A 25,148-nucleotide genomic window follows, 5' to 3' on the forward strand; every position below is an offset into this window, starting at 1 on the left:
TTAGTTACTTTAATGGAATCCAAATCTCAGAATACAAATCTGGACTGAAAGGATCATCGTCAGTATATACTTCTAATTCTGGTGTGCCTGCATGTTTATAATTATTTGACGGGAACCATTCTGAGAATATTTGTTTCCATGCTTTTGACATTGCATCAGGCATAGGTCCACGAACTTCGAATACACCCCATTTTGATGCAGGAATTTCTAACTTTGAAAATCCTTCAGGTGTACCACCCTCATATTCTGTCCCTATCCAATAGTCGATTTTTTCAGCTGATTGGGTCTCTCTTTTATCTACACATACACCTAAGACACCTGTTATTTCGCCGTTATTCAACTTAAATAGTGCCTCATCAGTTCCTTTTGCATTGATTTCATCCCAAAATACAGGGATGCCTTTAAGATTTTCATCATTTTTTAATGCAAATTCACGATTGATTCCTACAACTTGAAAGCTGTCTCGTTCAACAATTTTATATTCCATCGGTGTTGCTCCCTTCAGACTAACCTGGATGACCAGGCGATTATAAGATTTCAGCTTTCCAATGTTCTTTCGTACATCACTCGGCGTTACACCGTGCTGTCTACGAAATGCTTTTGAAAAAGCCTCGGGAGTGTCGTAGCCATATTTGTAGGCGACATCAATAATTTTGCAGTTAGAATTGGCTAATTCATGTGCAGCAAGAGTTAATCTCCTTCCTCGAAGATATTCTCCTATAGACGTATCGGTTAATATCGCAAATGTTCGTTGAAAATGAAATTCCGAAACGTTTGCTTGCCTAGCGATATCTTCAATAGATATATTCTCCGTTAAATGTTCTTCCATATAGTCGATTGCCTTCTGTAATGATTCAACCCAACCCATATCGCTCACTCCTTAATTGAATAATAACAATCACGATTAACTAAATCCTGTCATTTTATGCTGAGATTAGACCGTATTCTATGTATTGTATAAACGTAACCTGGCGCTCTCACCCTTGAAACGTAATCCAAACTGGACAAGATTCATTAGGAAATAGCTCTAGAATTTCTAATGCATATGGGCTCGTCGTATCGAATTCACCTATAAGTGCTGCATAACCATTTCTCTTTGCATATGTGATTTGATTGTAGGTTAGTACTTGAAGTAGTGGTAGATGCTCAAGTTGATCTACGCCACTCCACCCAATTTCCAATTCCGTTTCATACTCAGCTTCGTGTAAAAATGAATACGCAATAATGTTTTGATTTATTGGATTACAAAGGAGAAAACTGCCTTCTAAAATGGCATCATCATATAGTTGTTGCCATTCTTTTAAAGACAAATCTGCCACTGGGTTTGCAAGATGCGTTTCTTCATAATTCCGCTTAACAAGTGCTGTTAATTGCTCCATCAGTTGTTGATTATCCATTATGTCTTTTAAAGATTTCAAGTCGTAATAGCTCTAATCCAATACTTGAAAGTGTTGGTCTAAATCTAATTTAGGCATATATGTTTTCCGAATAATATTCAAATCTAATTGTTCATATAGCTCCATTTGCTTCTTTGTCGTTTCCCATAAAGATGTTTGCAAAGGAAGCTCCAACATCTCATTTTGCTTAACATATTGTATCAATTGTAGTTCCACATTTTGAGAAGAGGACGGGTTACCATATACTCGAAAATACAGGCAATTCGGATGCAATTTACTTTTCCAAGTAACAATTAACCCCACAAGATTCTCTTCTTCATATGCCATATAAACAAACTCATATTTTTGTTGTTCTACAATATGTAAAACAAAGGGCTCCTCATAGCTATATTTCATCGAATCTTTCACTTTGTTTAACTGATTTCCGGTATACTTTTTCATGTTGAAATTCAAACGAATCCGCTCATTTCAATATAATGTTTAGTGTAACTACTGCTTTCCACAATCATAACAACGTCTATCTTTATCTTTTTGCCCATACATACGCAGTTCCTTTTCAATACCGCACACTCGGCACTTCTCAAAATAGATTTGCGGTAACTTTCCCGCTTCAGCTAATGGTACCCATTCCGTTTCGTACAAGCTTTTTGTCATACCAAAATCTATTAATACTAGATGTCCTTCAGCGTCCAAGCCAAAATTACTACTATCTTTTAAATCAAAACTATCAAACCTCTGATCGAGCTCTCTTAATAACGCTTTCAATTTTGGGGGAATTCTACAATCTTCAACGACATTTAACTCATATGTCTGATTGTTTTTTAACTCTAAATTTTCGTAATAACGTTGGATACAAATATCCTCATTGACATAAACCATTTCTGCTAATAAATCTGAAACGTTTCGAGCTTTCATATATTCATATATTTCAATCTCATTTAGTGATTGTTTGTATCCTATCGGATGTAAATGTACTTTAATGACAAACTCATCAACTCGGTATACTTTTCTTGTTGACCCGATACCAATGCAGTTTTCTTCTATGCAATAGGGTTGCCAATTTGAAATTATCCTGCTTACCATTTAATCAGTCCTCGCTATCAGTTGAAATTCGAGATAATTAACGCTATTAGTCTATTATTCGTTAAATAATCTTGATAATAAGTTATATTCAGGATTAACTGCCCATGTTTCATACGGTACAAAAGATTCCGCCCTCATTGCATCGAGGGTACGAGATTTTTGTTGTGGGCGAGTTATATATTGATCTATATTAGATTCGTTTAATTGAATATATTGGGCTTCTTTAATTTCTTCTGGTTGAATTTTTATTTCGCCGCTAACGTACTCTGCTTTAAAAACAACAGATAAAACGTGCTTTGTTGCATTAAAATAGACACCTGTTATGCCAATAGGACGTATTTCAATGCCAGTCTCTTCTAAAAATTCTCTATAAACTGCCTTATCTAATGGCTCCCCAACTTCAACATTTCCACCTGGCATTTCCCACGTATCCGAACGCCAATGTGTCCTAAGTAATAAAACCTCATCTTTTTCATTCTTTACTAAAGCTGAGACAGCGATAGTCTGTTTTGGTGGTTTATACTCCAAATGAAATCACCCCATACACTTATTTGATCTTCATCATTCAATTATCCTATAAATTTTTTATTTTTACGTAAACCTATTTAATTATAGATAGTTTATTTTAACCTAATTTTTAGTTAATTAGATAGATATATGTAAGGATTTTTAAATATTTATTTTTCCAACTTATAAATAGTGCTAACTTGACCACTGTATGACTGAGCGAGATTATTAATGAATAAAAGGCAATTTTAATACTATTACTGGGTTCTCAAGCTCTCCATCGGTAATTCAGCTTATCATTTATTTTTCACCTTCTTATTTTTCATTAAGAAGTTAGTCGTAGGCTACAATGTGATGTTTCACCATTTATAAATGTGATATACTTTAAATACAATAAAAGTAAAATACTCTAAAGTTATACTTAATAATAGGTCCATAATAATTTTATCTATATTGATGTTAGTTTAAAGAACTATTAATTTTTAGATTAAATTTAGAGAGGAACTTACAATGAGAATGAAAAGAAATACACAAAAAAGAGAGAAATCTAAAAAGAAACTATTAAAAATAGTCAAAATAGTCAGTATATATTTATTCTTAGCCATAATTAGTTATGGTGGTTTTGTTTTTATAAAAATGAAAAATGCCTATGATAGTTCAACAGTTAATTTAGAGAGAACCGGAGATAAATCAGATCTGAGAGAAGACGAAGTGACATTTAATGAAAATCCAATTTCAATATTGTTATTAGGAATTGAAGATTATTCTAGTAAAAAAAAGGATGGTCGAGCAGATACTCAAATGGTTATTACGTTAGATCCTAGTACAAATGTTATTAATATGGTTACCGTTCCTAGGGATACAAGGGTCAATATTGAAAATGCAGGGGAATTCTCAGGTATTCATAAAATGAATTCAGCTTATACATATGGAGATATTACAGGATACGGAGCAGTTAAACTTCAAATAGAAACTGTTGAAAAGTTCCTTAACATTCCAATAGATAACTTTATTGCAATTAACTTCGAAGGATTTCGTGACATAGTGGATGCTCTTGGCGGAGTTTCTATAGATATAAAAACAGGTTTTTGGGAAGAAAATATTTATGATGGATCAAAGATAGATTTTAATGAGGGAAAATCTCACTTAACTGGTGAAGAGTCACTTGCTTTTGTAAGGATGCGAAAAAGAGCTGAAAATGCTATATATTCCCGCGAAGAAAGACAAAGACAGTTCTTAAAAGCAACGATTGACCAAGCAATATCAGCAGGAACAATTTTTAAGATTGGTCAATTAACAGATATTCTTGGCAAAAATGTAGAGACAAATTTATCGTTAAAAGAAATTTATGCACTGCAAAAAAAATATTCAAAATCAAGCGATTTATCAATAAAAACGATAGCAATTAAAGGTACTGATAGAAGAGTCGACGGAAGCTTCTACTATATACCTGAAGAGAAAAGTCTAAAGAAAGTCAGCAAAAAATTACGTAATATACTCCAGTTAAATAATGAGAAAAACTTCATTACTAATGCTGATTTCGTAGAATAAATAGTATCTGATTGTTATATTCGATTATTATAAAATTAAACAACCTGTCGTCGATGTGAAGTCGGTGACAGGTTGTTTTATGTTGAGAGACGAACTTATTAAGTTGTTTCCCCCTTGCTCAACTCTATCTTTCGATCACCCTTTAATTGAAAGCCCTTTTTCCAAGAAAGAACCACGAATCCAGAAGCTACAATCAATAGCCCACTAAGGATAATAAAGCAGTATATGATTAAATCTGAAGATACTAACTGAGTAAAGAGAGCAAGTAAGACGATCCTAAACAATAACCCAATTGAACGGAATAAACTATCCACTCTTCCTATGATTTCATTAGGAATTTGGTCCATCAAGAAAGTGTTTCTAGCAACTCGTGCTCCACTATTTCCTACTGCAATAAAAAACATAAGCGATAAATACACGGGTAGATTTACTAGAACAATCAATGAAATAGCAATGGTATAAGTAATAACACTAACAATTATTGTCTTTTCATTTCCTATTTTTCTCGCGAGAATGGGTACAAACATCCCAGCAATAATTGCGCCGAATGCATAAATCATACTTTCAATCCCATAAGCACTTGCTGAAGCCTTTAATACATCCCTTAAATAAACCGGAAACAAATAGTTCGTGATCATCACACCAATAAAGGGCATTATCGAGAATACTAAAAACACGAACATAGTAGGACGAATCATCATATATCTTAATCCTTCACTAACTCTTGTTTTATTCGTTTCCCCTTTTTTATCTATTGGTTTCCCCATATAGGGAAGTTTCATATAAAAGTAGATAGCTGCAGCATATGAAAGGACATCAAGTAACAAAATATAGTGCAAATCCCATTTCACTAATAAAATGCTCGCTAATGCTCCCGCTATCATACTTGAAAGCTGACTCTGAACTTCCATCGTACCATTCAATGCTTTGTATTGATCTTTATTAAAAATTTCTTGATTTAAAGCAAACATAGTAGGAAAATAGATGGTGTAATATAAACTTCCTATCATATAAATAATCGTGTACTGCCATACCTCATAAGGTAAACCGATAAATCCTATTAATGTGAAAAGCATTAAAAATAGAAAGCATACAAATTCACTAATTAAAAGGATTTTCTTCCGATTCATCTTGTCGACTAGGTTCCCTATAAATGGCGTAATTAGAAAGTTAATAATTGTCATGCATATAGATATGTAACCAAACACTGTATTTCCATTATCACTAGATACTAGCATCCATGGTATAGCGATCATCGTAATACCTGAACCAATTGAAGAAGCAATATTAGCAAAAATAATCAATCGAAAACGAGAATCATTATATAAATTTCCCATGATAGTGTACCCCTTTTATCTAGAGAGTTAAGTCCCAAAAACTCCCCGTCTATTTAGTACTTTTACTATAATGGAAAATTCCAATTTCAAATTCAATCATAAGTTCGAATTTCAACTCATCCAATTGACTGAAAATATAGAAATTATTTTAGTGGTTTTGAAATAATTACACCATCGAATTCTTTAATATATTGACACTTTCATCATAAAAATCATTATGTTTCACTATCCCTCTCCTACTACACCAAGCAATTGATCCAATCGCATCTAATAAGGAATAGAACGGAAGTATTTTGTCTAAATCAATGATTGGACGGATACTCTCATACCCCTGCATATATGCATCTCGAGTTCCAGGGTGGTTACTCCAAATATCTCTATTTATCTTAGTGAAATCTATTTCCGTAGAACCTGCTCTTGAACTTTCGAAATCAATGATGCCGGCTACTCCGGAGTCGTTGATTAATATATTGCCTGGACGAAAATCTAGATGCACTAGGCAAGGACCATCTGGTTGGGGTAAAGCTTTGAACATCTCGTTGAATTTATTTTCACTTTTTTCAATGAGCTCTGTAGGTAAGAGTTCCCCACATTGAACTAAGTATTGATTAAATAGATTTTTTATATATAATCTCCAGTCATTTTTCTCAAGATATTGAAATCCATTTTGTTCTTCATACCCATAACTTTGGAAACTCGCTTCATGAAGCTGTGCATGATTTAGGCCGATTTGGTAAGCAAGCTGAGTATCAACGTTGCTTGTACAAGGTACACCCTTTATCTCTGAAAGTAGCAAAGCTCCACTATCCGCTTCATCACCTACCCAATAATCTAACACACGAGGAACAGGCAAATCCGACTCTATCTTTTTTAGAATCGTATACTCACGGAACAGTTTATCTTTTGTGAATGGGATTTTAATATACACATTCTCATTGTTCGTCAAACCAAGCTTATACACCTCTGAACTAAAAGACTCCGGGACATTTTCTATGGATTTGATATTTAATTTAAAATGATCCATTACAGTTTGTAATTGTGTGCTCTGCATAAAATCCTCCTTTTGAATGTAGTACAGTTATGATATATACAAATTTAAACAATATTTTAGTTCATATCTATTATATCTCAATTAGTTTAAGTATTGGTGGTGGATCATTTAGCGCTACTCGAGGTTTTGGCGCTGCTCGGGCTTCTTTTAGCGCTGCTCGTGGGCTCTTTGGCGCTACTCGCAGGTTTTGGCGCTACTCGCGAGCTCTTTTTTAGCGCTGCTCGCGGATTCTTTGGCACTACTGGAGCTCTTTTTAGCGCTACTCGCGGGCTTTAGCGCTACTCGCAGGTTTTAGCGCTTCTCGAGCTCTTTTTAGCGCTGCTCGCGGGCTCTTTGGCGCTGCTCGGCCTTCTTTTAGCGCTACTCGGGGACTCTTTGGCGCTGCTCGTGCTCTTTTTAGCGCTACTCACCGACTTTGGCGCTTCTCGAGCTTCCTTTAGCGTTACTCGCGGATTCTTTGGTGCTTCCCGAGCTCCTTTTAGCGCTGCTCAGTCTTCCTTTAGCGCTACTCGAGAACCTCCCACAATGTTATCTTTACAACTTTGACTTTCTTATTTAATATATGATAATTTTAATTTAGGATAATTTTTCCATTATAATCAATTTAGGAGGTCTCATCATAAATGTCAATCGCTCAATTTTACGCCATCATTATATTTGCTATAAGTTTAATTGGCGTATTTTTCATAAAACGAATGGGTAAGTACATTTATGCGTTTATATTATTCGAAATTGGAATAGTCCTTATTGTAGTAACTGGTTTTCTTCCTATTGATAATTGGGGCAAGATGGGATACGGAATAATTGGTCTTTCTGTTATGGCCTTGGCAATAGTTATGATGATACTTATTGGAGTAATCACTTTGATACTCAATTATTTCAAGAAAGATACCTCTTATTAACGGTGATATAAAACAGTAACCCTAAACTCTATTGTTTAATTATGCTATAAAAAGCAAAAGCCTTACTACATTTGACATGTAATAAGGCTTTTATTTGTTATATAATATCGTATTGATTTATACAAAATTCCTTCGTAAAAAGTTAATAAAGTTGTTTAATTCTTAGCGGGCACAATCCCCCATTAGCTTAAGTACATAAATTCACAAAATATACACTCAGCAAGGTTAATATTTATGTTTTGCTTAATTATAAACTATTTAATTTTAACAATTATTTTCCCTTTAGCTCTTCCTAGTTCCGAATATTCCATTGCCTTTTGAGTATCTTCAAAACTAAAAACTTTATCAATTACAGGAGTGATTCCTCCAGATTCAATAATGTTTGCAATAGTACTTAATTGATCGCCATTTGGTTTCATATATAAAAACGTATATTGAGCATTATGTTTTTTTTCAAGTGTAGTAAGTTTGTAACTTGCTGCTGAAAACAACATCGTTTTAAAGAATCCTAAACCATATTCTCTAGCAAAACGAGCATTTGGTAAACCCGAAACAGAAACAATTTTCCCTCCGTCTTTTATAACATTGAATGATTTTTCTAGTACCTTTCCCCCAAGTGTATCAAAAACGGCATCATAATTGTTTAGTCTATCTTCAAACTTTTCAGTCTTGTAATTAATAATCTCATCTGCACCCAAAGATTTCACTAAATTCATACCCGCATCACTAGTGGTCGTTGCAACAGTAGCCCCCATTAATTTGGCCAGTTGAATTGCAAATGTACCTACACCACCTGCCCCAGCTTGAATCAGTATTTTTTGTCCCTTTTGTAATTGTATTATGTCATGCAATGCTTGGTATGAGGTAAGGCCCACAAGTGGAATCGATGCAGCTTCCTCAAAGCTCAAATTTTTAGGCTTTAAAGCTATGTCGTTTTCATGAATTGCTAAAAATTCTGCAAAAGTTCCAATTTTACTTTTTCGTGGGCGTCCATATATTTCGTCTCCAACTGTAAAACGAGTCACTTTTGCCCCAACCTTAACTACTACACCCGAAAAGTCATTCCCTAAAATAAGTGGCATTTTATATTTAGTCAATAATTTCACTTTTCCATCACGGATTTTAAAGTCTATTGGGTTAATGCTAGCGGCCTGGATTTCCGTGAGCACCTCGTAATCGCCAATTTCAGGTAGAGGCATATCTGTTAAATGTATTGGTACTTTCCCGTATCTATCTATAACCATTGCTTTCATTGCATATACCTCCACGTAAAATCTAATCTATTACTTAGTTTCAATGATCAACTTTTCAATATCATTTATAAGATTCTTTAATAAACTTATTTTTGTACTAACATCAATATAATAAAAGTTTTTTGTGCCCTCTTTACGCATAATAATAATACCTGCTTCTCTCAATACCCGTAGATGATGTGAAACGGCAGGACGAGAAAGATGTGTTTGTTGAGTGATTTCACCTACACGTAATCCATTTTTACAATCGGTTCCCATTAGAACTAACAAGATAGATTGACGAGTTTCATCACCAATTGCCAATAGTACTTTCTGACAATTAATAAAATCTTCTTTAATTAGCTTTAATTGATAATTTTTATTCATCTATCTAAGACCTCCGATGATCCAACAACTAGTTTAAACAAATCAACCACTGTAATGAGTATAAGAATAAACAATAGAAACTATCTATGCAATATTGGGAAAGAAAATCGAGACGAACTATATCTCATAGGATTTAAAAACTAGCCATATAAGATAGAAATCCATCAATTGAAAGGGATTTTTGAATATCTGTAGAATTTTAATTAAAAGACTAAACAAAATATTAATACTCAGAATTCAACTTAATGACAAGCAAAATTAATGATTGATGAGGAGGGATTACGTGAAGCAAGGAAAGTTTCTGCTATTTATTTTCACATTTTTCTTATTTGGTTGTGGATTAAATAATAATACAAAAGATGTGATGCCTGAAAAAATGCCTAGTGACTTTGATTTTTCAGTCAAATTCGGTGTTGGAAAAAAGAATGAAATCGATACTTATGAAGATAAGGTTACGAAGGATTTAGTAGATGATGGAACAGCAACAATAAATCTCCCTCTTTCAATAGAAGAAAAGGAGAAAATTTATGAGAAAATGAAAAACATCAATATAATAAGGTTGAAAGAGTTAACCCCTAGAACTGAGTGTATGACAAAACCCTATAGTGAAGATGAATGGAAAATCACTATTAATGGTGAGAAAATAACACCTTACATTTCTGGAGCATATTGCGAAAAAGCAAATGCTGAAAATAAACTGATTGATTTACGAAATTACATACGAAATATAGTTCAAAACAAAGTTGAATATCAAAAGCTTCCAGAAGCTACAGGTGGATATGAATAATTAGTACTCTAGGGAATTTACTTGCACATTTTATAATAGAATTTGTCTTATAAAACACATGAAAACGCTTGGAAGACTATCCAAGCGTTTTTACCTGTTAATTAGTTAATATAGAGTCCAATTCTTCTATATTACTTACAATATAAGTTGGTTCCTCTAATGCTAATTCGTCATTACTACCGTACCCATAAAGGACTCCTAAATTAGCTATGCCTTCCTTCTTCGCCCCGATTAGATCATGCTTACGGTCACCAATCATTATGACTTCACTTTTATCTGGAGATGATAGTTGTAAAAGCACTTCATGAATTACTTCAGCCTTTGCAATTCTAGTACCATCTAAATTACTTCCTACTATTACATCAAAATATTGAGCCAGTTTAAAATGCTGCAATATTTTCTCAGCAAAGACAGTTGGTTTAGATGTGGCAACAGCTAATGTTTTTCCTTTTTTCTTCAGAGTTTCAAGAAGTATTTCGATTCCAGGATAGACCTCATTTTCATATAAGCCATGCTGTTTAAATCTTTCACGATAATATCCGATTGCTTCATTAGCTTCTTGTTCATTTAAACCGTAATAAGCTTGAAAAGATTCTTGCAAAGGTGGTCCAATGAATAAATCTAATTTTGGGTAATCAACTACTTCAATATTCATCTTATCTAAAGCGTATGCGACACTTTTAGTAATTCCGACTTTTGGATCCGTTAATGTTCCATCTAAATCAAATAATATATATTGGTAATTCATTCGTTCCACTCCTCCGAATATTAACTACATCTCTTCTGGTGCCTGAATTCCTAATAAGCGCAACCCTTCTTCTAGCACAATAGCAACACTAGCGCATAATGTTAGTTTTACATGTCTTGTAACATCATCTTCTAGTATTCTTGTGTGGGCATAGTACTTATTAAACGCTCTAGAAAGTTCAATTAAATACTTGGCAATTTGCGAAGGGTCTGCCAGTTCAAACGCTTTTGCCACCACTTCTGGGAATCCTTTTAGCGATATGACAACAGGCCAAGCCTCATCAGATAATCCCTCAAATTGACTGATTTCAGTATTGTACTGACCTTTTCGTAGAAGTGAACAAATCCGTGCATGCGTATATTGCACATAAGGACCTGTCTCCCCTTCAAAATTCAACATTTCTTCAAGTGAAAATTCAATATCATTCATACGATGATTTTTTAAATCGTGGAAGATTACTGCTCCTGTTCCTACCACTTTCGCTATCTCTTCTTTTTGCTTTAGGTTTGGATTTTTTTCCTCAATATTCTTACCTGCTAATTGGATAGCATCATTTAATACTTCTTCAAGTAATACAACTTTCCCTTTACGAGTAGACATTTTCTTGCCGTCTTTTAGCATCATGCCAAACGGAATATGCTGTAACTCTTTTGCCCAGCCATACTCCATTTTCTCCAATACTTTAAATAGCTGTTTAAAATGTAGAGATTGTTCATTTCCTACGACGTAAAATGATTTTGTTGAATTATAAGTTTCATTTCTATATAGGGCTGCCGCTAAATCTCGAGTCGCATATAGTGTTGTTCCATCCGTTTTCTTTATCAAACATGGCGGCATATTTTCTAAATTTACGACCATAGCCCCGTCCGATTCCTCAAGTAGCCCTTGTTCAGCCAATAACTCTACAACTCTGTCCATTTTGTCATTATAAAATGCTTCGCCCGCATACGAATCGAAACGTATACCTAGTAATGCATAGACCTGTTCAAATTCCTTTAGCGATGCTTTTCTAAACCATTGCCATAATTGCAATGCTTCTTCATCACCTTGCTCTAACTTTTTAAATGCTGCACGAGCTTGATCATTCAATGAGTCATCTTGCTCTGCCACTTCATGAAATTTAACATAAATCTTCAATAATTCACGCACTGGAGATTGTTCAATCAGCTCTTTATTTCCCCATAGATGGTAAGCGACAATCAGCTTGCCGAATTGAGTACCCCAATCTCCTAAATGATTTATGCGTACTACGTCATAGCCATTTTTCTCTGCAATATTAGCTACTGCATTACCGATAACTGTTGACCGTAAATGCCCCATTGAAAAAGGCTTTGCAATATTAGGGGATGAAAAATCAATCGTAATCGTTTGACCTTCTCCATTTTTTTGCTGTCCATATACAGATTGAGAAGAAACAATGCTAGATAATACCCCTTTCGAGATTTCCGATTGCTTAAGAAAAATATTCACATACCCACCAACTGCTTCAACCTTTTCTATAAAGTCATTGTTGACTTTTCCACTTATTTCTTTGGCAATTATATTTGGTGATTTACGGAAAATTTTCGCTAATGTAAAGCAAGGAAAAGCATAATCACCTAAATGTGCATACTTCGGCTTTTCAATTGTTTGTTCAATATCACTCTTTGCTAATTGACCTTCTACTGCTTCAAATATTGAATTGACTATCAATTGTTTGTCTATCATTCTATTTTCCCCCTCAAATAATAAAATAAATTGTGCATTCAAAGCTAAGTTCAGTTGATACACTGCCGTAATGGTACGAAAATGCAATAAAAAAAGCCCCCGTCTCAAAATAAGAGACGAGAGCATAGATTCCCGTGGTACCACTCTAGTTGCCACAATATGTGACCACTTTCCATTGTTAACGAGGTGACTCCCCGATCTTTTCTACTGCTATTTCAAAAAGTTTCTCCAAAGTGCGCTTCATTCATGTTCCATGTATTAGGCTCCAACCATCCCTAACTCGCTTGACATTTCCCCATAAACTACTCTCTTTATCAAAGAATTTTTTTATTAAATTGTAACTATGGTATATTTAATTTGTAAATAAGTCAATGTTTGAGAAAAAAATATAACTATTAATTTATTTTTAAACAAAAATTTAGAACCAATTTCTGGTATAAATCAAAATTTTAATAAAAAATTCAACTGATTGTCAAAGATTTTTCAATTAGTACTTAGTCATAATACTTTATTACAAAATTGCAAAAAAGCAAACTTGATTCCCTTGAATTTCTCCACTTTAATATTCCTTCATTTTAGATGAGTATTTCAAACTATTTTCCTTTTTTGTTTAGTAATATTCAATTCAATTTCGTAGACTTTTGTTTTCTTTTTCTAATTTACAAGCTCTTATCTGTTTCGTTCTTTCCTATATAAATAACAAGTATTTGAACGTCAATAATCTAAGTAGATCTGATGATAAACTTAAAGCAGATTAAACCTCTCCACCTTATACTTTAGAAAACTAACATTCCACTATTTTTGACATACCTATTTATTTAGTCACTCAATATATAACCTAGTCATAATATCAACCAATAATAAAATAAAAACAAACTCTATTAATTGAATGATGGTCTCATACAAACTCCTAAAAAATACAAGTCTATTTTCCTTCGAAACTGAGAAATTCATATTATTGACACAAATATTTTAATCGTATACTATTGAGACGTAAAGTAACTTGGGATCAAAAAGTTACCATGTTTAAAACGGTGCAGGAGGTAGAACTAAGTATTTAAGTTCATGGGTAATAGAGTTTCAAATCAAAGTAAAAATTAATTGATTAAGAAGTACTCAAAACTACATAATCATTTTGAGTCCTTATAAATTTTTTTACGAAGACAATTAAGTCATGAAAATATTTAAAGGGTATTTTATTTTTTAATGCTTTCTATAAATCTCATTAAAGAGATTTTGGGGAATAGAAAGTAAAATTAGACAAGCTCAAGTATTTTACTGAATAAGCAGTCTGATAAGGAAAGTATATAGGTTAAAAAAACGAGAAAAAGAGGTACAATACGTGAGCACAAATAAGAAAAAAATCCACTACGCATGGTGGTTATTATTAGGTTTATCTATTATGGTCGGTTTGGCTAAAGGCGGAATCATGACTGCAGGAGGATTATTTTTAACTCCAGTAACTCAAGATTTAGGTATTGGAATGGGTAGTCTAACACTTTACTTTAGTATTTCTTCAATTGTAACAATGATTTTCCTACCATTTGCTGGTAAGATCATTGCTAAGTATGATATTAGAACAGTTTTAGTAACAGCAGTTATTTTACAAGCTGGTTCGTTCGCAATGTTTGGTTTAATGAACTCTGTTTGGGGTTGGTACTTATTCTGTATCCCAATGTCAATCGGTTCAATTTTTGTAACTCAAATTGCAGGCCCAGTATTAATCAACAACTGGTTTAAAAAACATAACGGTTTAGCAATCGGTATCATGGTTGCATCAGGTGGTATTTTCGGAGCTATCTTACAACCTATGGCTGGTAACTTAATCGCAAGTGAAGGTTGGAGAATGACTTACTTCATCCTTGGTGGAATTGTAATTGCTATCGTTGTACCAATCGTATTATTAACAATTAGAATGTCTCCTAAACAAAAAGGTTTACAACCATTAGGTTTAGAAGTTGAAATTAATAACACAGAGGATGCTTCTTCAGTTAAAGTTGAATCTAATACAAACACAGGTATTTCAGCTGCAATCGCTAAAAAATCAGGTGCATTTTATTCATTATTATTATTCTTCTTCTTTATTACTGCTATCAGTAGTTTTGGTCAACACGTAGCTCCTTTTGCAATGGGCTTAGGCTATGATGTTAAATTTGCTGGTGGTGCAATGGGCTTCTGGCAAGTAGGTGTTCTGATCGGTGCATTAGCATTCGGTATTTTAAGTGATAAAATTGGGGCAAAAAACACAGCTATCTTCGCGATGTTATTAGGTTTAGTTCCAATCGCAATTCTACTAACTGTTCCTGACAATTCTACAATGTTCTCATTAGCTATTGGTATTTATGGATTTGTTGTTGCTTCACTTGGTACATTAGGACCGCTATTAACTACAGCTATCTTCGGTAACAAAGAATACGGTCAAATTTACGCTTCTGCAGTTATCGGTTTAGCTGTTGCTGGTATCGTTGCATTACCTGGTTACGGATATGTGTTCCAATTAACTGGAAGCTACACTTATGTACTATACGCAATTGCCTTCATGCTAGTTATTAATGTAGTGTTAATCATTATGGCATTTATCGGCAAAAAGAAATTAGTACAGGCAGGCCATTGGAAATAATCACTTTGTATCTCCCTTAACACATAAGTGAATTCTTCCCTTTAAATTAATTTTTTCTTGATGAATTGTTTACTTCACTATATCATCAATCTTACTAACGAATTTGAAAAACAATAACTCACTCCGTTTCAAACACTCTGAAACAAATAGAGAGAATAAATAAACCTTATTGAGCACTTCTAAGTTGACTTGGTTATATAAACCCTTACAACTTGGAAGTGTTTTTTTACAATTAACTTTAACTTTTCTTTATAGAATTGAAGAGGAGGTTTCAAATCACCTGTTTATACTCTTCTCTCAAAATAGAATACGATTTTAAATCATGATGGGTTCCTTTAATTAATAGCCCTTTTCGAATTAATCCTTCATAAGACATACCGACTTTCTCCATAACCCGAGCTGAACCTACATTCTCAATCAAACATTTCGCTTGAATTCGGACTAAATCCATTACCTCAAAACCAAATGTAATTACTGCTTTTGCTGCTTCAGTAACAATGCCTCTCCCCCAATAAGCCTGTGAAATTGCATAACCGATTTCAGCTATTTGTTGTTTTGGCTGCCAATGTACGAAATCTATTGTCCCAATTAATGTACCTGTCTCTTTATTTTCAATCCCCCAAAGAGCATATTGATCTAATTCGTATTTGTTTAATATAAATCGCACAAACTCTTCTGTATCTGCTAAACTTTCATGCTTATTCCAAGTACAATACCGTGCAACTTCCTCATTCGAACAATATGTATGCATATCGTAAAGGTCATCAAGTGAGATTTTCCTTAAAATTAATCTATCTGTTTCTAAAATTGGTAGCTTGCTGTAGACATCCTCCATTTTCATCACATCACCTCATTTCAAGTTTTCATACCAATGTAACGCTTTTTGTTCAATTTCACTAGCAAAAGTCGATTTCCCTTGTATATATGCCTCCATATTAAATGAATATTGTGATGAATTCGCTTGTTTTATTCGACCATATTTTGTCGCTTCAGCAGGATGGCTTCTTAAATAATCTCGGAAGGCAAGATGTCTAGTAATGCCCTCATGTCCTAATTCATAAAAGTGGATATGGTGTGTGTGATTGTCACCACCTTTTGTAAAATAACGTCGTCCAGGGAGTCCATTCTCCCCTTTAGCTACATAACCGATTTCTTGTAATCTCTCATTAAATTGATCAACCAGTTCAATATGATAAACTACTGGCATTATATCAATTACAGGTTTCGCAGGAAGATTTTCAACGGAAGTACTACCAATATGAAAGATATCATGAATCTCATCGCGTAAAATATCCCTTATCATCTTTTGTTCTTTGTTGAATAATGCAACCCACTCTTGATCATAATCTACAACTTCAACCTTTCTCATTTTTCACCTCTATTTTGACAGCTCTTTAAATTCAATATATTCAGTCTATTATAATCATAGCATACTTCTCTAAACTATCTATCAAATTGCGTTAACTTATAAACACCAAAATAAATGAACAAAATCAAAATCCCCAAAACAATAAAAACCAGCGTAATTCCATTCTCCGGAATAAATTGCATACCCCAAATAAATAAACTAGCAATCATTCCACCAATTACACTCATCAAGCCTAGTATAGATAAATGCGTTCCCCTTGTCTCCTCTGGAATCGATTTAGCTACTATGGATTGGAGAGTGGGCAAATACAGTAGTGCGACACAAAACAAAACCATTAATCATTACAGTCTATAATAATATGTAAATACTTAATTGTATTTCAATAGGAATCATCAAAAATTATAATTGATTCTAAAGAATTGTTAAATCGCATAATACTAGTATTATAATGATTTTAGTTCCACTAAATAACAAATAATTATAATTATTAATGTCTTTTTATTCAAAAACGAGTTATCAAAATCATTATAATATTCCGTTAACAAACCTTATCGCTATTCCATCTTAGGTTTTTTTGTATATAATGGAGAGACACCCACTTTTAGGTGTAAATAAAAAAGATAAAGGAAGTGAAGGTTTATGATTACTTTACGCATTCACAAAGAAAATTCAGAATACGTGGTGAAACGGATCAGTAACCAAAATGCCGATCAATATTCTGTGCACTCTGCTGAGTCACTCTATGAAAGTTTGTTTCATTTAGGTCGCAAAATGCATATTAGTAACATCCATTTCAACATTCCACATGATTTAAAATCCAAATTAATTTCTTTTCTATCCGTCGAATTTCCTGCCGAGCTTTACGATTATCATATTAAGATTATTGACTAAACCGTTACCTCATTGATTATATCCTCTAGAAGCGACAGTCAGTAACCATCTAGGTGCGATTTTAAATCGTTCCTGATGGTTCAATTATACATATTGTATCATCTTACCAAAATACCGACATAGGCCTCCTAGCGCCATGTCAGTATTCTTTCTTATTAGCATTAGCTATCATTAATCTTTAAATTGGAGCCTCTTTTCATGAAGCGCTCCTTTTAATACTTCTATAGATTTAGGTCCCATACCATGAAGCGCCTTTAATGTCTTTTCATCAATTGTTGTTAATTGCTCCAATGTCGTGATTCCTACGCTATTAAGTGCTCTTACTGCTGGCTTAGATACACCTTTTGGCCAAATTTGCATGACTTCACCCCTATTTTTATTTTGAGTTGCAAAAAATACAATTTACCACTCTTTTACTTCGGTTTCATTTGTCTTCAACACCTCAGATCTGATTTTATTAATTAGTTATTATACCAAATAGATTACAATAAAAGATTAAAGAGAAAATAACAAAACTGCTTAGAATAAATTTCAATTGTAATCTCGAAAATATTCTCAAAGTACTTCGGTCTTTCATCTTCCCCACTGTCTTTGCAACTGTTATATTCATTGGAATAAAGAATCCCGTGAATAGCACACTAATAAGTAATAAGACTAGTATAATTGAAATTAAGGGTGGTATATTTAAATCCCAAAGAAAAATCGATACAACCCACAGGAACACCCATCCACCAACCAAAGCTAAAGAATAATAACACAATGGCAATAATCAACATAATATCTTTTTTTAGAAATTCAGCATACGCTTTACCATATATACTCATAGCTGATCCTCTCCTTCAATAAAATTCTGCCAGTTTTTTCGTTTAGCGGACTAGTATTTAGATTCCTTATTATCATCGAGCACTCCTTTTTCCATGATGTGATGTAGCAAGTTTATAGAAAATACATATTTTACTTTTATCGGATTGTGATTCAACACTTCACTGAAAACCATCCAGTTTCTTTTGGGAAATCATTTCGAGTTAGCCTTTGCCCAGAAAGCATTTGTCGATAAGAAGTAATCGTACCGTCGTGTGACACTATATAAATTTTTTCTTTATGTAACTTTTTACAATCACCGATAAACTTTTCAGCAAGGTAGGTGAATTGCTGTTCTGTAAGTGTATTGATACCATCCGACCAGAGTTCAATTGATGGCTTACTATCCATTTCAAAAGTTGGGTAATCATGTTCAATAATTTCTAAATCAATTATCTTATCACAAGGCAATGTATACATACTTGAGTGAATGGGGAAAATTCTTGGTGCTACTAATGGGCTTACAATCTTACGGCAATTTTTATTTTCACTCCAAATGAATGCTGTTTCAAGCGTTCTTCTTATCGGACTAATAATTATTACATCTTCATCTGTTAGCGGAAATTGATTTCTTAGTAACAATGCTTGTTCTTTTCCTATAGAAGTTAATGCTGGGTCTTCTATTTGCAGACTTTTAGGTACATCCAATGTATGTTCACCTTGGCCGTGACGAATAAATACCAACTCCATTTAACTCCTCCTATTCTATTGTTAACAATTTTGATCAATCAATTGATTTTACACTTAAAAAACTTTATTTTCTAATTATACTAAAATAATACTAAAGATAATATTAATCATCTTATTCTATACTATATCTCATTGCTCACCCTACCTTAGCGTTATTAAATGTACTGTTTAATAATAGAAAAGAATCCATTTTGATATTACAAAATGGATTCTTTATTTTATATAGAATACTTTTATTAGTCTTAATCAATGTTTACCTCTGGCCATTTCATTAAGCCGTTATAACGGCTTGTCCTACGTTTTCTACAAAGTGATTGCTTTCTTTTAACTCTTTGACATAGCCATAAACAGGGTAATAGCGATCATAATCGATCAATTCTAGACCTGCTTTGTTATATACTTCATATTTACCATCAACGATTACATAATCATAGTTTGTTTTGTCTTCACCCACCCCTGTTACGGAAAGTAAGCCTTCACTAAAATCTGACTTTATAGGTTTTCTTAAACCTTTCTGAATACCAAATGCAACATAGTATTCACACTCTATTTCATATCCTTGTTTTTTATAAAACTTGTTTGCAGCTTCATCATTTCTTGTAAAAAGCTCAATAAATTGTGGTTTATATTTATGTAATCTAGCTAGACCTTCATCATATAGCTTTTGGGCTATTCCTTTATTTTGGTGATCTGGATGAACTGCTATTAACTCTATGAAAGCACCTTTTTCTTTGCGCAAAAATGTAGCTTTATTTGATTCATCATCAATTAAAATATCTAGTATTCCTATTACCTCATCATCTTCAATAGCGATTAATTCAATAGCTGTTTGATTTTCAAATTGCGGTTTCTTAGTGACTACGTCTTCATACATAGCAGAATGTAAAAAAGAAAGGACTCTACATCTCAGCCAACTTTCTTCGTACTTTTCTAAATACGATATAATTTCCATATTTTATATTACCTCTCATTTATTGTAACATTGATAGGGGGGATTTTTCTATAATGGTTTGGAGTATTCACTTAGCCATTAATTACTTATTATTCCTTCAATTTCATACAAAAGCTAATTTATTTAGTCTTATGTCCCTCAACACAAAGCCATTTAGCATTATTTTGCTCATAAAATCTTATTGAATTGAACCCCGTTTTAATGAACAATTGCTCCAATTCTTCTTTCGTTTTAAAAGTTTTCATATGATAATTTATTTTGTATTGTTCTGCAATAATTAGGAAGTGCCCATCTTTATTTAAAACTCTAAATGCCTCTTTAACTCCATTTTCTAAATCTGGCCAGAAGTAATGTGTTTGAAAAGCCGTTATAATATCAAATGTATTATTTTGAAATGGCATGTCAGTAACACTTGCTTGTAGGATATTTACTTTACCCTTTTCCACATCTTGTTTATTTGCTCTAATTGAATCATTTACTGCTTGTTCAGAATAATCTATACCAACTATTTTTCCGGATGTATTTAGCTTAGACAATAATTGTATTGTTTTACCCCCTCCACATCCTATGTCCAATATTACTGCTGATTCTTTTACTTTTATCTTTTCTAACGCCCATCGGTTCATGCTAGTGTGTGCAGAATTCATAATTCTCAACATTATTGAGCCTATAATTCCTTTTGGATTTTTAGCTTGTTCTATCAATTGATTTAGTAAGTTCATTTCCAGCCCCCACATTATCTCTTCATTTAAAAATTTTCGGTTCCCGATTTTTAACACATATAAATATTTTAACATTTTTTACCTTATAATAAATAAAAAGCAGTGAGATTCCTATTAGAATCCCACTGCTTTTATATTTCTTCATATATCGAAATCCAAAAAGAATACAACTTAATACTCTACAAACAATGCATCGCAGCCTTCGCTTCTTCCCAAGGGACAGAATAGCCCTTCCCTTTGGCACAGAAAATTGAAGTAGATGTATACTCTGGATCTGCATTCTTATCATAACCAATTTCTTCAATCACTTGTTCAGTATTATGACATTGATCATAGCCTGCAAAGTTAAGTGTAAGTGCACCTTTACCGTTTGTGAAAGCAGCAAAGCTTGTGCTGTAGTTCATAAAAGTGGCAACCGGAACGCGTCCTTTTATGACAACCTTGTCCCCTATGTTTTCAGGTGGATTAAAACGTCCGTGAGCTTGTTGAACATCAGACATTACACGTCCTATATGATCCATATCTACTTTAATCTTAAAATCATAATACGGTTCAAGTAGAATATTCTCAGCTTGTTCCAGACCTTGTCGTAATGCCCTATGCGTGGCTTCTCTGAAATCACCACCAGATGTATGCTCGTTACTTCCACGCCCTGTTAGTAGGGTTATTAACACGTCTGTAACTGCAGAACCTGTTAGTAAGCCGTGATGGTTTCGTTCAAGTACATGTTGATGGATTAAATTTTGATTGCCTACTGATAAATGATCTGCATGACATTTATTCACGAATGTAACACCTGAACCTCTTTCAGCTGGTTCAATTTGAAGATGCACCTCTGCATAATGTCGCAGTGGCTCGAAATGTCCGTACCCGGTAACTGTTGCCTTAATCGTTTCTTTATACAAAATCTTCGGTTCACCAAATGAAACTTTATATGAAAAACGCTCTCTTACAATCTGTTCTAGCACTTCAAGCTGAATAACGCCCATTACATGAACATGAATTTCTTGAAAATGCTCGTCCCAAAAGACATGGAGAGATGGATCTTCTGCATCCAAAATCTTAAAGCACCGAAACATTTCCTTTACATGAATATTTGAGTCAAAAATGACTTTCGATTTTAATGTAGGAATGAGTTCAAAAACTGCTTTTTCTCTTAGAACGCCAAGACCTTCTCCTATTTCTAGACCACTTAAGCCTGTGACCGCGAAAAGTTCACCAGCTTGAACTTCATTGACTGTTGTGAATTTATTGCCATTGTACAAACGGATTTGAGTGATCTTTTCTGAGGCTTCTCCGTATTTCACTTCATCCCTTACTTGCATAGAACCACTTATGCATTTCATAAACGTCACTCGTTGATCATTATCATCATGACGTATTTTATAAACCCGAGCAGCAAAAGCACTGTCTTTACTATAAGAAGTCACAGTTAATTGATCTAATTTTAAAAAGAATTCCAATACACCGATATCCTTTAATGCAGAACCACTTGCTGAAGGGAAGATTTCTCCAGATGCAATCAGTTTTTTGTATGCTTCAAGCCATTTCACTTTGTCATAACCTGACTCCATATATTGTTCCAGAAGCTCTTCATCCCGCTCTGCTATAAATTCAATAAGCTCCTCTTGCATTTGTCCATCTTGGAAAGTAGTTGTTATATCACAAACATTTTCTGTTAGATTCGATCGGATTTCATTCAATACTGCTTCCGTATTGACACCTTCTCTATCTATTTTATTTAAAAAGAAAAAAGTAGGGATATTGTGTTTACGTAATAATTGCCACACCGTTTCTGTATGGCCTTCTACACCATCAATTGCACTGATAATCACAATGGCATAATCCATCACTTGAATAGCGCGCTCCATTTCAGGTGAAAAATCGATATGCCCAGGTGTATCAATAATTGTATAAGTATGATCGTTGTATGTAATAATGCCTTGCTCAGCAAAAACAGTTATACCCCGCTCTCGCTCGATAGCATGATTGTCTAAAAAGGCATCCTTGTGATCTACCCGCCCCCTCTGGCGGATACTATTTGTATGAAAAAGTAGCTGCTCGGAAAATGTCGTTTTGCCAGCATCAACATGGGCAAGTATCCCAATTGTTTTATACATATATGTTCCTCATTTCGTGTAATACAGTTGACTATATTATAGCATCGAATGGGGTAACTTGAACCAGATAAGATGAGCAAATATGTCGTTGCTTATGCAGTCGGAACTCTGCTTGAAGAACATGACAAGACATGTCTCATTTTTATTTTGGCTATGTTAATATTTCAATATTGATTAATTTGAACAACAAAAAGTACTAGAATTTTTATGTACCCTTCACATTGCATGCTATTGAACATTTAATGCAACTACATACGAAACTCTGCCTGCTTTCCAAGTTGCCAAGATTTCATATATCATTTTCCCTTTTTCTTTTACATCGTCAAAATCTTTATAAGTGGCAATCACGTTATTTTCGTTGTCCCAAACTCGTATTTGGTACTCAATTGGTTCTTTTTCAAAATTTAATTTTATAGGCTTATTTAGATCTACATCGATAGCATTTTCAACATTAAGTATTTCTGATGGTGGCCAAGAGTCTGCTTCTATACCCATTGGTTGTCCTGTTTTAGGGTCTAAATAACTCCAACTATAACCCCCTCGGTATGTAATAATACTTTCTTCACCTACTGAAATTGTTAAATCAGGTGGTTTCTCTTCTTCAGAAGTTACTAAATTATCTCCTTGCAATTTTTCATCACTATTTGAAATCTCATTTTGTTCGTTATTACTTACTTTTGAATTACTACATGCTACTAACGCACTCAGTAGAAATAATGTTATACCTATCAGTGAAATTTTTTTCAAAATCACACCCCCTTAAATAAACAAACGATTTTATCGTACATTGGTTTCTGATTTAATCCCCCCATAAGAACCCATTTAAATATTTCGTCCACTATTTCTAAACATTATATGTATCCCCTAATTCATATTACAATATTTACCTTTAAAACGGTTTTTCTTAGATATTCAATTGATGCTGGTGTATGATATATACGGAAATAGATTGAATCATTTATATTAAATTCTGAAAGGTGTAGATTTTTCAATGACATATTTAATAGAACAACAAAACATGAAAGAACTTCGAGTAGAGTTAACTCGTTTTATGCTTGCCTATAAATTTGCATTAGATGAAATCGGGACTAAGGTTCGTATTTTAAGAGAAGAATTCAGGTTAATACATGAATATAATCCAATTGAACATGTCAATACACGTATAAAAACACCAGAAAGTATTATGAAAAAGATGCATAAAAAGAATATCCCTGCAACATTGGATGATATCCGTGAAAACATGAGGGATATTGCGGGTATTCGAATAACATGCTCTTTTGTTTCTGATATTTACATCATTAATGAAATGATTCAGGCTCAATCTGACGTCGAAGTCATCGAAGTAAAGGATTATATTAAACACCCAAAGCCAAACGGGTATCAAAGTCTTCATGTTATTTTGAAAATCCCTGTCTTTATGTCAGATCGTGAAGAGCATGTGTACGTAGAAATGCAAATCCGTACGATCGCAATGGATTTCTGGGCAAGTTTAGAACACAAAATCTATTATAAATACAATAAACAAGTTCCAGAACGACTAACAAATGAGTTAAGAGAAGCCGCTTTTACTGCAGCTGAACTAGACCATAAAATGGAACGACTAAACAAAGAGATCAACATCTTAAAAGAAATCGAGCATGATGATCAAGATAATCTATCATTAGAGGATACAGGATCAACGAAAACGATGATTCAGATGATGAAAAAGATTGCTATGGATAAGCTGAAATAATAAATTAAACAAAAAAGGTGCTGTCCCCAAAAGTCAGTTTTCGCAAACTTTGGGACAGCACTAAAATATAAATCATAATTAAACTACTTGATGTTTTTTTGTATTACAGAGAAAGGTCATGCAAATAGTAATAATAGAAATTAGAACAATTGGAATTCCTAACAATAAATAAGCGAAACCTTCAAATCCTCTTACTACTGTAAATCCATATGCAATAATTACTACTCCTAAAGCTAATGATGCCAACGTGTAAATATTAATTGTTGTTTTAGAGTACCCTTTTTTCTTCAACAACAATGCTATAATCGTCAGAACTACACCAGCAATAATGCCAAATAATAAAGGTAAAAACATCATATACATTTCCCCCTTATAGTTTTAAAAATACCATTAATCGGAATACGTTTCAACATTTACATTTTATCTCTTATTTAGGAACAGAGGGGTTTTGATGTTCACGCTAGGAATTTGAATAAAGATTGATTAATACTAACCAACAAGC

General features: G+C 33.5%; 27 protein-coding genes and 1 other annotated feature. Of the genes, 5 read left to right on the forward strand and 22 right to left on the reverse strand.

The window, feature by feature from the left end; genetic code table 11:
• Positions 1 to 4 precede the first annotated feature (4 nt).
• From AMD00_RS04205 to AMD00_RS04220, 5 genes are all read right to left on the reverse strand, one after another.
• Positions 5 to 868: an AraC family transcriptional regulator gene (locus AMD00_RS04205; protein ID WP_053415822.1), complete on the reverse strand. Its 864-nt coding sequence runs from the start codon at positions 866 to 868 to the stop codon at positions 5 to 7.
• A 109-nt stretch (positions 869 to 977) separates the two neighbouring features.
• Entirely contained in the window at positions 978 to 1,397 is a 420-nt protein-coding gene (locus tag AMD00_RS22745; protein ID WP_169786309.1) for a hypothetical protein, read from the reverse strand.
• Between the two features lie 33 nt (positions 1,398 to 1,430).
• Positions 1,431 to 1,838: a hypothetical protein gene (locus AMD00_RS22750; RefSeq protein ID WP_169786310.1), complete on the reverse strand. Its 408-nt coding sequence runs from the start codon at positions 1,836 to 1,838 to the stop codon at positions 1,431 to 1,433.
• Positions 1,839 to 1,886: 48 nt separating this feature from the next.
• Complete coding sequence (locus AMD00_RS04215) at positions 1,887 to 2,480, reverse strand: protein kinase family protein (protein WP_053415823.1); 594 nt, start codon at positions 2,478 to 2,480, stop codon at positions 1,887 to 1,889.
• A gap of 54 nt (positions 2,481 to 2,534) precedes the next feature.
• Positions 2,535 to 3,008 (reverse strand): NUDIX hydrolase, encoded by a 474-nt coding sequence (locus AMD00_RS04220; protein WP_053415824.1) that lies wholly within the window; start codon positions 3,006 to 3,008, stop codon positions 2,535 to 2,537.
• 489 nt (positions 3,009 to 3,497) lie between these two features.
• On the opposite strand from AMD00_RS04220, the gene AMD00_RS04225 reads away from it, so the two are divergent.
• Positions 3,498 to 4,538 (forward strand): LCP family protein, encoded by a 1,041-nt coding sequence (locus AMD00_RS04225; protein ID WP_053415825.1) that lies wholly within the window; start codon positions 3,498 to 3,500, stop codon positions 4,536 to 4,538.
• Positions 4,539 to 4,636: 98 nt separating this feature from the next.
• Here the strand turns inward: AMD00_RS04225 and AMD00_RS04230 are convergent, their stop codons facing one another.
• Together AMD00_RS04230 and AMD00_RS04235 are read right to left on the reverse strand one after the other, a co-directional pair.
• A complete protein-coding gene (locus tag AMD00_RS04230; protein ID WP_053415826.1) occupies positions 4,637 to 5,875 on the reverse strand; it encodes an MFS transporter in 1,239 nt (412 codons plus the stop codon).
• A 166-nt stretch (positions 5,876 to 6,041) separates the two neighbouring features.
• Complete coding sequence (locus AMD00_RS04235) at positions 6,042 to 6,926, reverse strand: phosphotransferase family protein (protein WP_053415827.1); 885 nt, start codon at positions 6,924 to 6,926, stop codon at positions 6,042 to 6,044.
• Between the two features lie 623 nt (positions 6,927 to 7,549).
• Between AMD00_RS04235 and AMD00_RS04240 the strand changes: the two genes are divergently transcribed.
• Positions 7,550 to 7,828, forward strand: a complete 279-nt coding sequence (locus AMD00_RS04240) for a hypothetical protein (protein WP_053415828.1) — start codon at positions 7,550 to 7,552, stop codon at positions 7,826 to 7,828.
• Between the two features lie 254 nt (positions 7,829 to 8,082).
• Here AMD00_RS04240 and AMD00_RS04245 read toward each other — a convergent pair whose 3' ends face one another.
• A complete protein-coding gene (locus tag AMD00_RS04245) occupies positions 8,083 to 9,081 on the reverse strand; it encodes an NADP-dependent oxidoreductase (protein ID WP_053415829.1) in 999 nt (332 codons plus the stop codon).
• 30 nt (positions 9,082 to 9,111) lie between these two features.
• Positions 9,112 to 9,447 (reverse strand): ArsR/SmtB family transcription factor, encoded by a 336-nt coding sequence (locus AMD00_RS04250; RefSeq protein ID WP_053415830.1) that lies wholly within the window; start codon positions 9,445 to 9,447, stop codon positions 9,112 to 9,114.
• A 283-nt stretch (positions 9,448 to 9,730) separates the two neighbouring features.
• On the opposite strand from AMD00_RS04250, the gene AMD00_RS04255 reads away from it, so the two are divergent.
• On the forward strand, positions 9,731 to 10,234 hold the full coding sequence (locus AMD00_RS04255; protein WP_053415831.1) for a hypothetical protein: 504 nt from the start codon (positions 9,731 to 9,733) through the stop codon (positions 10,232 to 10,234).
• 97 nt (positions 10,235 to 10,331) lie between these two features.
• Here AMD00_RS04255 and AMD00_RS04260 read toward each other — a convergent pair whose 3' ends face one another.
• Together AMD00_RS04260 and argS are read right to left on the reverse strand one after the other, a co-directional pair.
• A complete protein-coding gene (locus AMD00_RS04260; RefSeq protein WP_053415832.1) occupies positions 10,332 to 10,982 on the reverse strand; it encodes an HAD family hydrolase in 651 nt (216 codons plus the stop codon).
• A 24-nt stretch (positions 10,983 to 11,006) separates the two neighbouring features.
• Positions 11,007 to 12,689 (reverse strand): arginine--tRNA ligase, encoded by a 1,683-nt coding sequence (argS, locus tag AMD00_RS04265; protein WP_053416781.1) that lies wholly within the window; start codon positions 12,687 to 12,689, stop codon positions 11,007 to 11,009.
• A 109-nt stretch (positions 12,690 to 12,798) separates the two neighbouring features.
• Positions 12,799 to 13,016 (reverse strand) — a binding site (T-box leader).
• Between the two features lie 1,015 nt (positions 13,017 to 14,031).
• On the opposite strand from argS, the gene AMD00_RS04270 reads away from it, so the two are divergent.
• Positions 14,032 to 15,309, forward strand: a complete 1,278-nt coding sequence (locus AMD00_RS04270; RefSeq protein ID WP_053415833.1) for an MFS transporter — start codon at positions 14,032 to 14,034, stop codon at positions 15,307 to 15,309.
• 271 nt (positions 15,310 to 15,580) lie between these two features.
• On the opposite strand, the gene AMD00_RS04275 is transcribed toward AMD00_RS04270, so the two are convergent.
• The 10 genes from AMD00_RS04275 to AMD00_RS04320 all read right to left on the reverse strand — a co-directional run bounded on the left by AMD00_RS04275 (position 15,581) and on the right by AMD00_RS04320 (position 23,661).
• A complete protein-coding gene (locus AMD00_RS04275) occupies positions 15,581 to 16,150 on the reverse strand; it encodes a GNAT family N-acetyltransferase (RefSeq protein WP_053415834.1) in 570 nt (189 codons plus the stop codon).
• A 9-nt stretch (positions 16,151 to 16,159) separates the two neighbouring features.
• Positions 16,160 to 16,678: a GrpB family protein gene (locus AMD00_RS04280; protein ID WP_053415835.1), complete on the reverse strand. Its 519-nt coding sequence runs from the start codon at positions 16,676 to 16,678 to the stop codon at positions 16,160 to 16,162.
• A gap of 74 nt (positions 16,679 to 16,752) precedes the next feature.
• A complete protein-coding gene (locus AMD00_RS23450; protein WP_169786311.1) occupies positions 16,753 to 16,905 on the reverse strand; it encodes a hypothetical protein in 153 nt (50 codons plus the stop codon).
• 835 nt (positions 16,906 to 17,740) lie between these two features.
• Positions 17,741 to 17,929, reverse strand: coding sequence for a DNA-directed RNA polymerase subunit alpha C-terminal domain-containing protein (locus tag AMD00_RS04290; RefSeq protein ID WP_053415837.1), 189 nt, complete (start codon positions 17,927 to 17,929; stop codon positions 17,741 to 17,743).
• Between the two features lie 278 nt (positions 17,930 to 18,207).
• Positions 18,208 to 18,393 (reverse strand): hypothetical protein, encoded by a 186-nt coding sequence (locus AMD00_RS04295; RefSeq protein WP_053415838.1) that lies wholly within the window; start codon positions 18,391 to 18,393, stop codon positions 18,208 to 18,210.
• A gap of 151 nt (positions 18,394 to 18,544) precedes the next feature.
• Positions 18,545 to 19,120, reverse strand: coding sequence for a histidine phosphatase family protein (locus AMD00_RS04300; protein ID WP_053415839.1), 576 nt, complete (start codon positions 19,118 to 19,120; stop codon positions 18,545 to 18,547).
• Between the two features lie 271 nt (positions 19,121 to 19,391).
• Positions 19,392 to 20,072, reverse strand: coding sequence for a GNAT family N-acetyltransferase (locus AMD00_RS04305; protein WP_053415840.1), 681 nt, complete (start codon positions 20,070 to 20,072; stop codon positions 19,392 to 19,394).
• Positions 20,073 to 20,191: 119 nt separating this feature from the next.
• Positions 20,192 to 20,794 (reverse strand): class I SAM-dependent methyltransferase, encoded by a 603-nt coding sequence (locus tag AMD00_RS04310; protein ID WP_053415841.1) that lies wholly within the window; start codon positions 20,792 to 20,794, stop codon positions 20,192 to 20,194.
• Positions 20,795 to 20,973: 179 nt separating this feature from the next.
• Positions 20,974 to 22,914 carry a GTP-binding protein gene (locus AMD00_RS04315; protein ID WP_053415842.1) on the reverse strand — a complete coding sequence of 647 codons (1,941 nt, stop codon included), beginning with the start codon at positions 22,912 to 22,914 and terminating at the stop codon, positions 20,974 to 20,976.
• A 228-nt stretch (positions 22,915 to 23,142) separates the two neighbouring features.
• Positions 23,143 to 23,661: a hypothetical protein gene (locus AMD00_RS04320; protein WP_053415843.1), complete on the reverse strand. Its 519-nt coding sequence runs from the start codon at positions 23,659 to 23,661 to the stop codon at positions 23,143 to 23,145.
• 244 nt (positions 23,662 to 23,905) lie between these two features.
• Between AMD00_RS04320 and AMD00_RS04325 the strand changes: the two genes are divergently transcribed.
• Positions 23,906 to 24,646 (forward strand): GTP pyrophosphokinase, encoded by a 741-nt coding sequence (locus tag AMD00_RS04325; protein ID WP_053415844.1) that lies wholly within the window; start codon positions 23,906 to 23,908, stop codon positions 24,644 to 24,646.
• A gap of 78 nt (positions 24,647 to 24,724) precedes the next feature.
• On the opposite strand, the gene AMD00_RS04330 is transcribed toward AMD00_RS04325, so the two are convergent.
• Positions 24,725 to 25,003, reverse strand: a complete 279-nt coding sequence (locus AMD00_RS04330; protein ID WP_053415845.1) for a YesK family protein — start codon at positions 25,001 to 25,003, stop codon at positions 24,725 to 24,727.
• Between the last annotated feature and the right edge of the window lie 145 nt (positions 25,004 to 25,148).

Source organism: Viridibacillus arvi (genome assembly GCF_001274945.1).
GTDB lineage: Bacteria > Bacillota > Bacilli > Bacillales_A > Planococcaceae > Viridibacillus > Viridibacillus arvi.

What these genes read in the sequence shown, in the direction of transcription:
- argS (WP_053416781.1), bottom strand. Translation starts at nt 12,689, where the DNA reads ATGATAGACAAACAATTGATAGTCAATTCAATATTTGAAGCAGTAGAA.
- AMD00_RS04205 (WP_053415822.1), bottom strand. Translation starts at nt 868, where the DNA reads ATGGGTTGGGTTGAATCATTACAGAAGGCAATCGACTATATGGAAGAA.
- AMD00_RS04300 (WP_053415839.1), bottom strand. Translation starts at nt 19,120, where the DNA reads ATGGAGTTGGTATTTATTCGTCACGGCCAAGGTGAACATACATTGGAT.
- AMD00_RS04275 (WP_053415834.1), bottom strand. Translation starts at nt 16,150, where the DNA reads ATGAAAATGGAGGATGTCTACAGCAAGCTACCAATTTTAGAAACAGAT.
- AMD00_RS04290 (WP_053415837.1), bottom strand. Translation starts at nt 17,929, where the DNA reads ATGCAAATTTGGCCAAAAGGTGTATCTAAGCCAGCAGTAAGAGCACTT.
- AMD00_RS04230 (WP_053415826.1), bottom strand. Translation starts at nt 5,875, where the DNA reads ATGGGAAATTTATATAATGATTCTCGTTTTCGATTGATTATTTTTGCT.
- AMD00_RS04310 (WP_053415841.1), bottom strand. Translation starts at nt 20,794, where the DNA reads ATGAACTTACTAAATCAATTGATAGAACAAGCTAAAAATCCAAAAGGA.
- AMD00_RS04325 (WP_053415844.1), top strand. Translation starts at nt 23,906, where the DNA reads ATGACATATTTAATAGAACAACAAAACATGAAAGAACTTCGAGTAGAG.
- AMD00_RS04280 (WP_053415835.1), bottom strand. Translation starts at nt 16,678, where the DNA reads ATGAGAAAGGTTGAAGTTGTAGATTATGATCAAGAGTGGGTTGCATTA.
- AMD00_RS04250 (WP_053415830.1), bottom strand. Translation starts at nt 9,447, where the DNA reads ATGAATAAAAATTATCAATTAAAGCTAATTAAAGAAGATTTTATTAAT.
- AMD00_RS04330 (WP_053415845.1), bottom strand. Translation starts at nt 25,003, where the DNA reads ATGATGTTTTTACCTTTATTATTTGGCATTATTGCTGGTGTAGTTCTG.
- AMD00_RS04295 (WP_053415838.1), bottom strand. Translation starts at nt 18,393, where the DNA reads ATGAGTATATATGGTAAAGCGTATGCTGAATTTCTAAAAAAAGATATT.
- AMD00_RS04245 (WP_053415829.1), bottom strand. Translation starts at nt 9,081, where the DNA reads ATGAAAGCAATGGTTATAGATAGATACGGGAAAGTACCAATACATTTA.
- AMD00_RS04235 (WP_053415827.1), bottom strand. Translation starts at nt 6,926, where the DNA reads ATGCAGAGCACACAATTACAAACTGTAATGGATCATTTTAAATTAAAT.
- AMD00_RS04225 (WP_053415825.1), top strand. Translation starts at nt 3,498, where the DNA reads ATGAGAATGAAAAGAAATACACAAAAAAGAGAGAAATCTAAAAAGAAA.
- AMD00_RS04215 (WP_053415823.1), bottom strand. Translation starts at nt 2,480, where the DNA reads ATGGTAAGCAGGATAATTTCAAATTGGCAACCCTATTGCATAGAAGAA.
- AMD00_RS04240 (WP_053415828.1), top strand. Translation starts at nt 7,550, where the DNA reads ATGTCAATCGCTCAATTTTACGCCATCATTATATTTGCTATAAGTTTA.
- AMD00_RS04305 (WP_053415840.1), bottom strand. Translation starts at nt 20,072, where the DNA reads ATGGAAATTATATCGTATTTAGAAAAGTACGAAGAAAGTTGGCTGAGA.
- AMD00_RS22745 (WP_169786309.1), bottom strand. Translation starts at nt 1,397, where the DNA reads ATGGATAATCAACAACTGATGGAGCAATTAACAGCACTTGTTAAGCGG.
- AMD00_RS22750 (WP_169786310.1), bottom strand. Translation starts at nt 1,838, where the DNA reads ATGAAAAAGTATACCGGAAATCAGTTAAACAAAGTGAAAGATTCGATG.
- AMD00_RS04315 (WP_053415842.1), bottom strand. Translation starts at nt 22,914, where the DNA reads ATGTATAAAACAATTGGGATACTTGCCCATGTTGATGCTGGCAAAACG.
- AMD00_RS04260 (WP_053415832.1), bottom strand. Translation starts at nt 10,982, where the DNA reads ATGAATTACCAATATATATTATTTGATTTAGATGGAACATTAACGGAT.
- AMD00_RS23450 (WP_169786311.1), bottom strand. Translation starts at nt 16,905, where the DNA reads ATGAGTGTAATTGGTGGAATGATTGCTAGTTTATTTATTTGGGGTATG.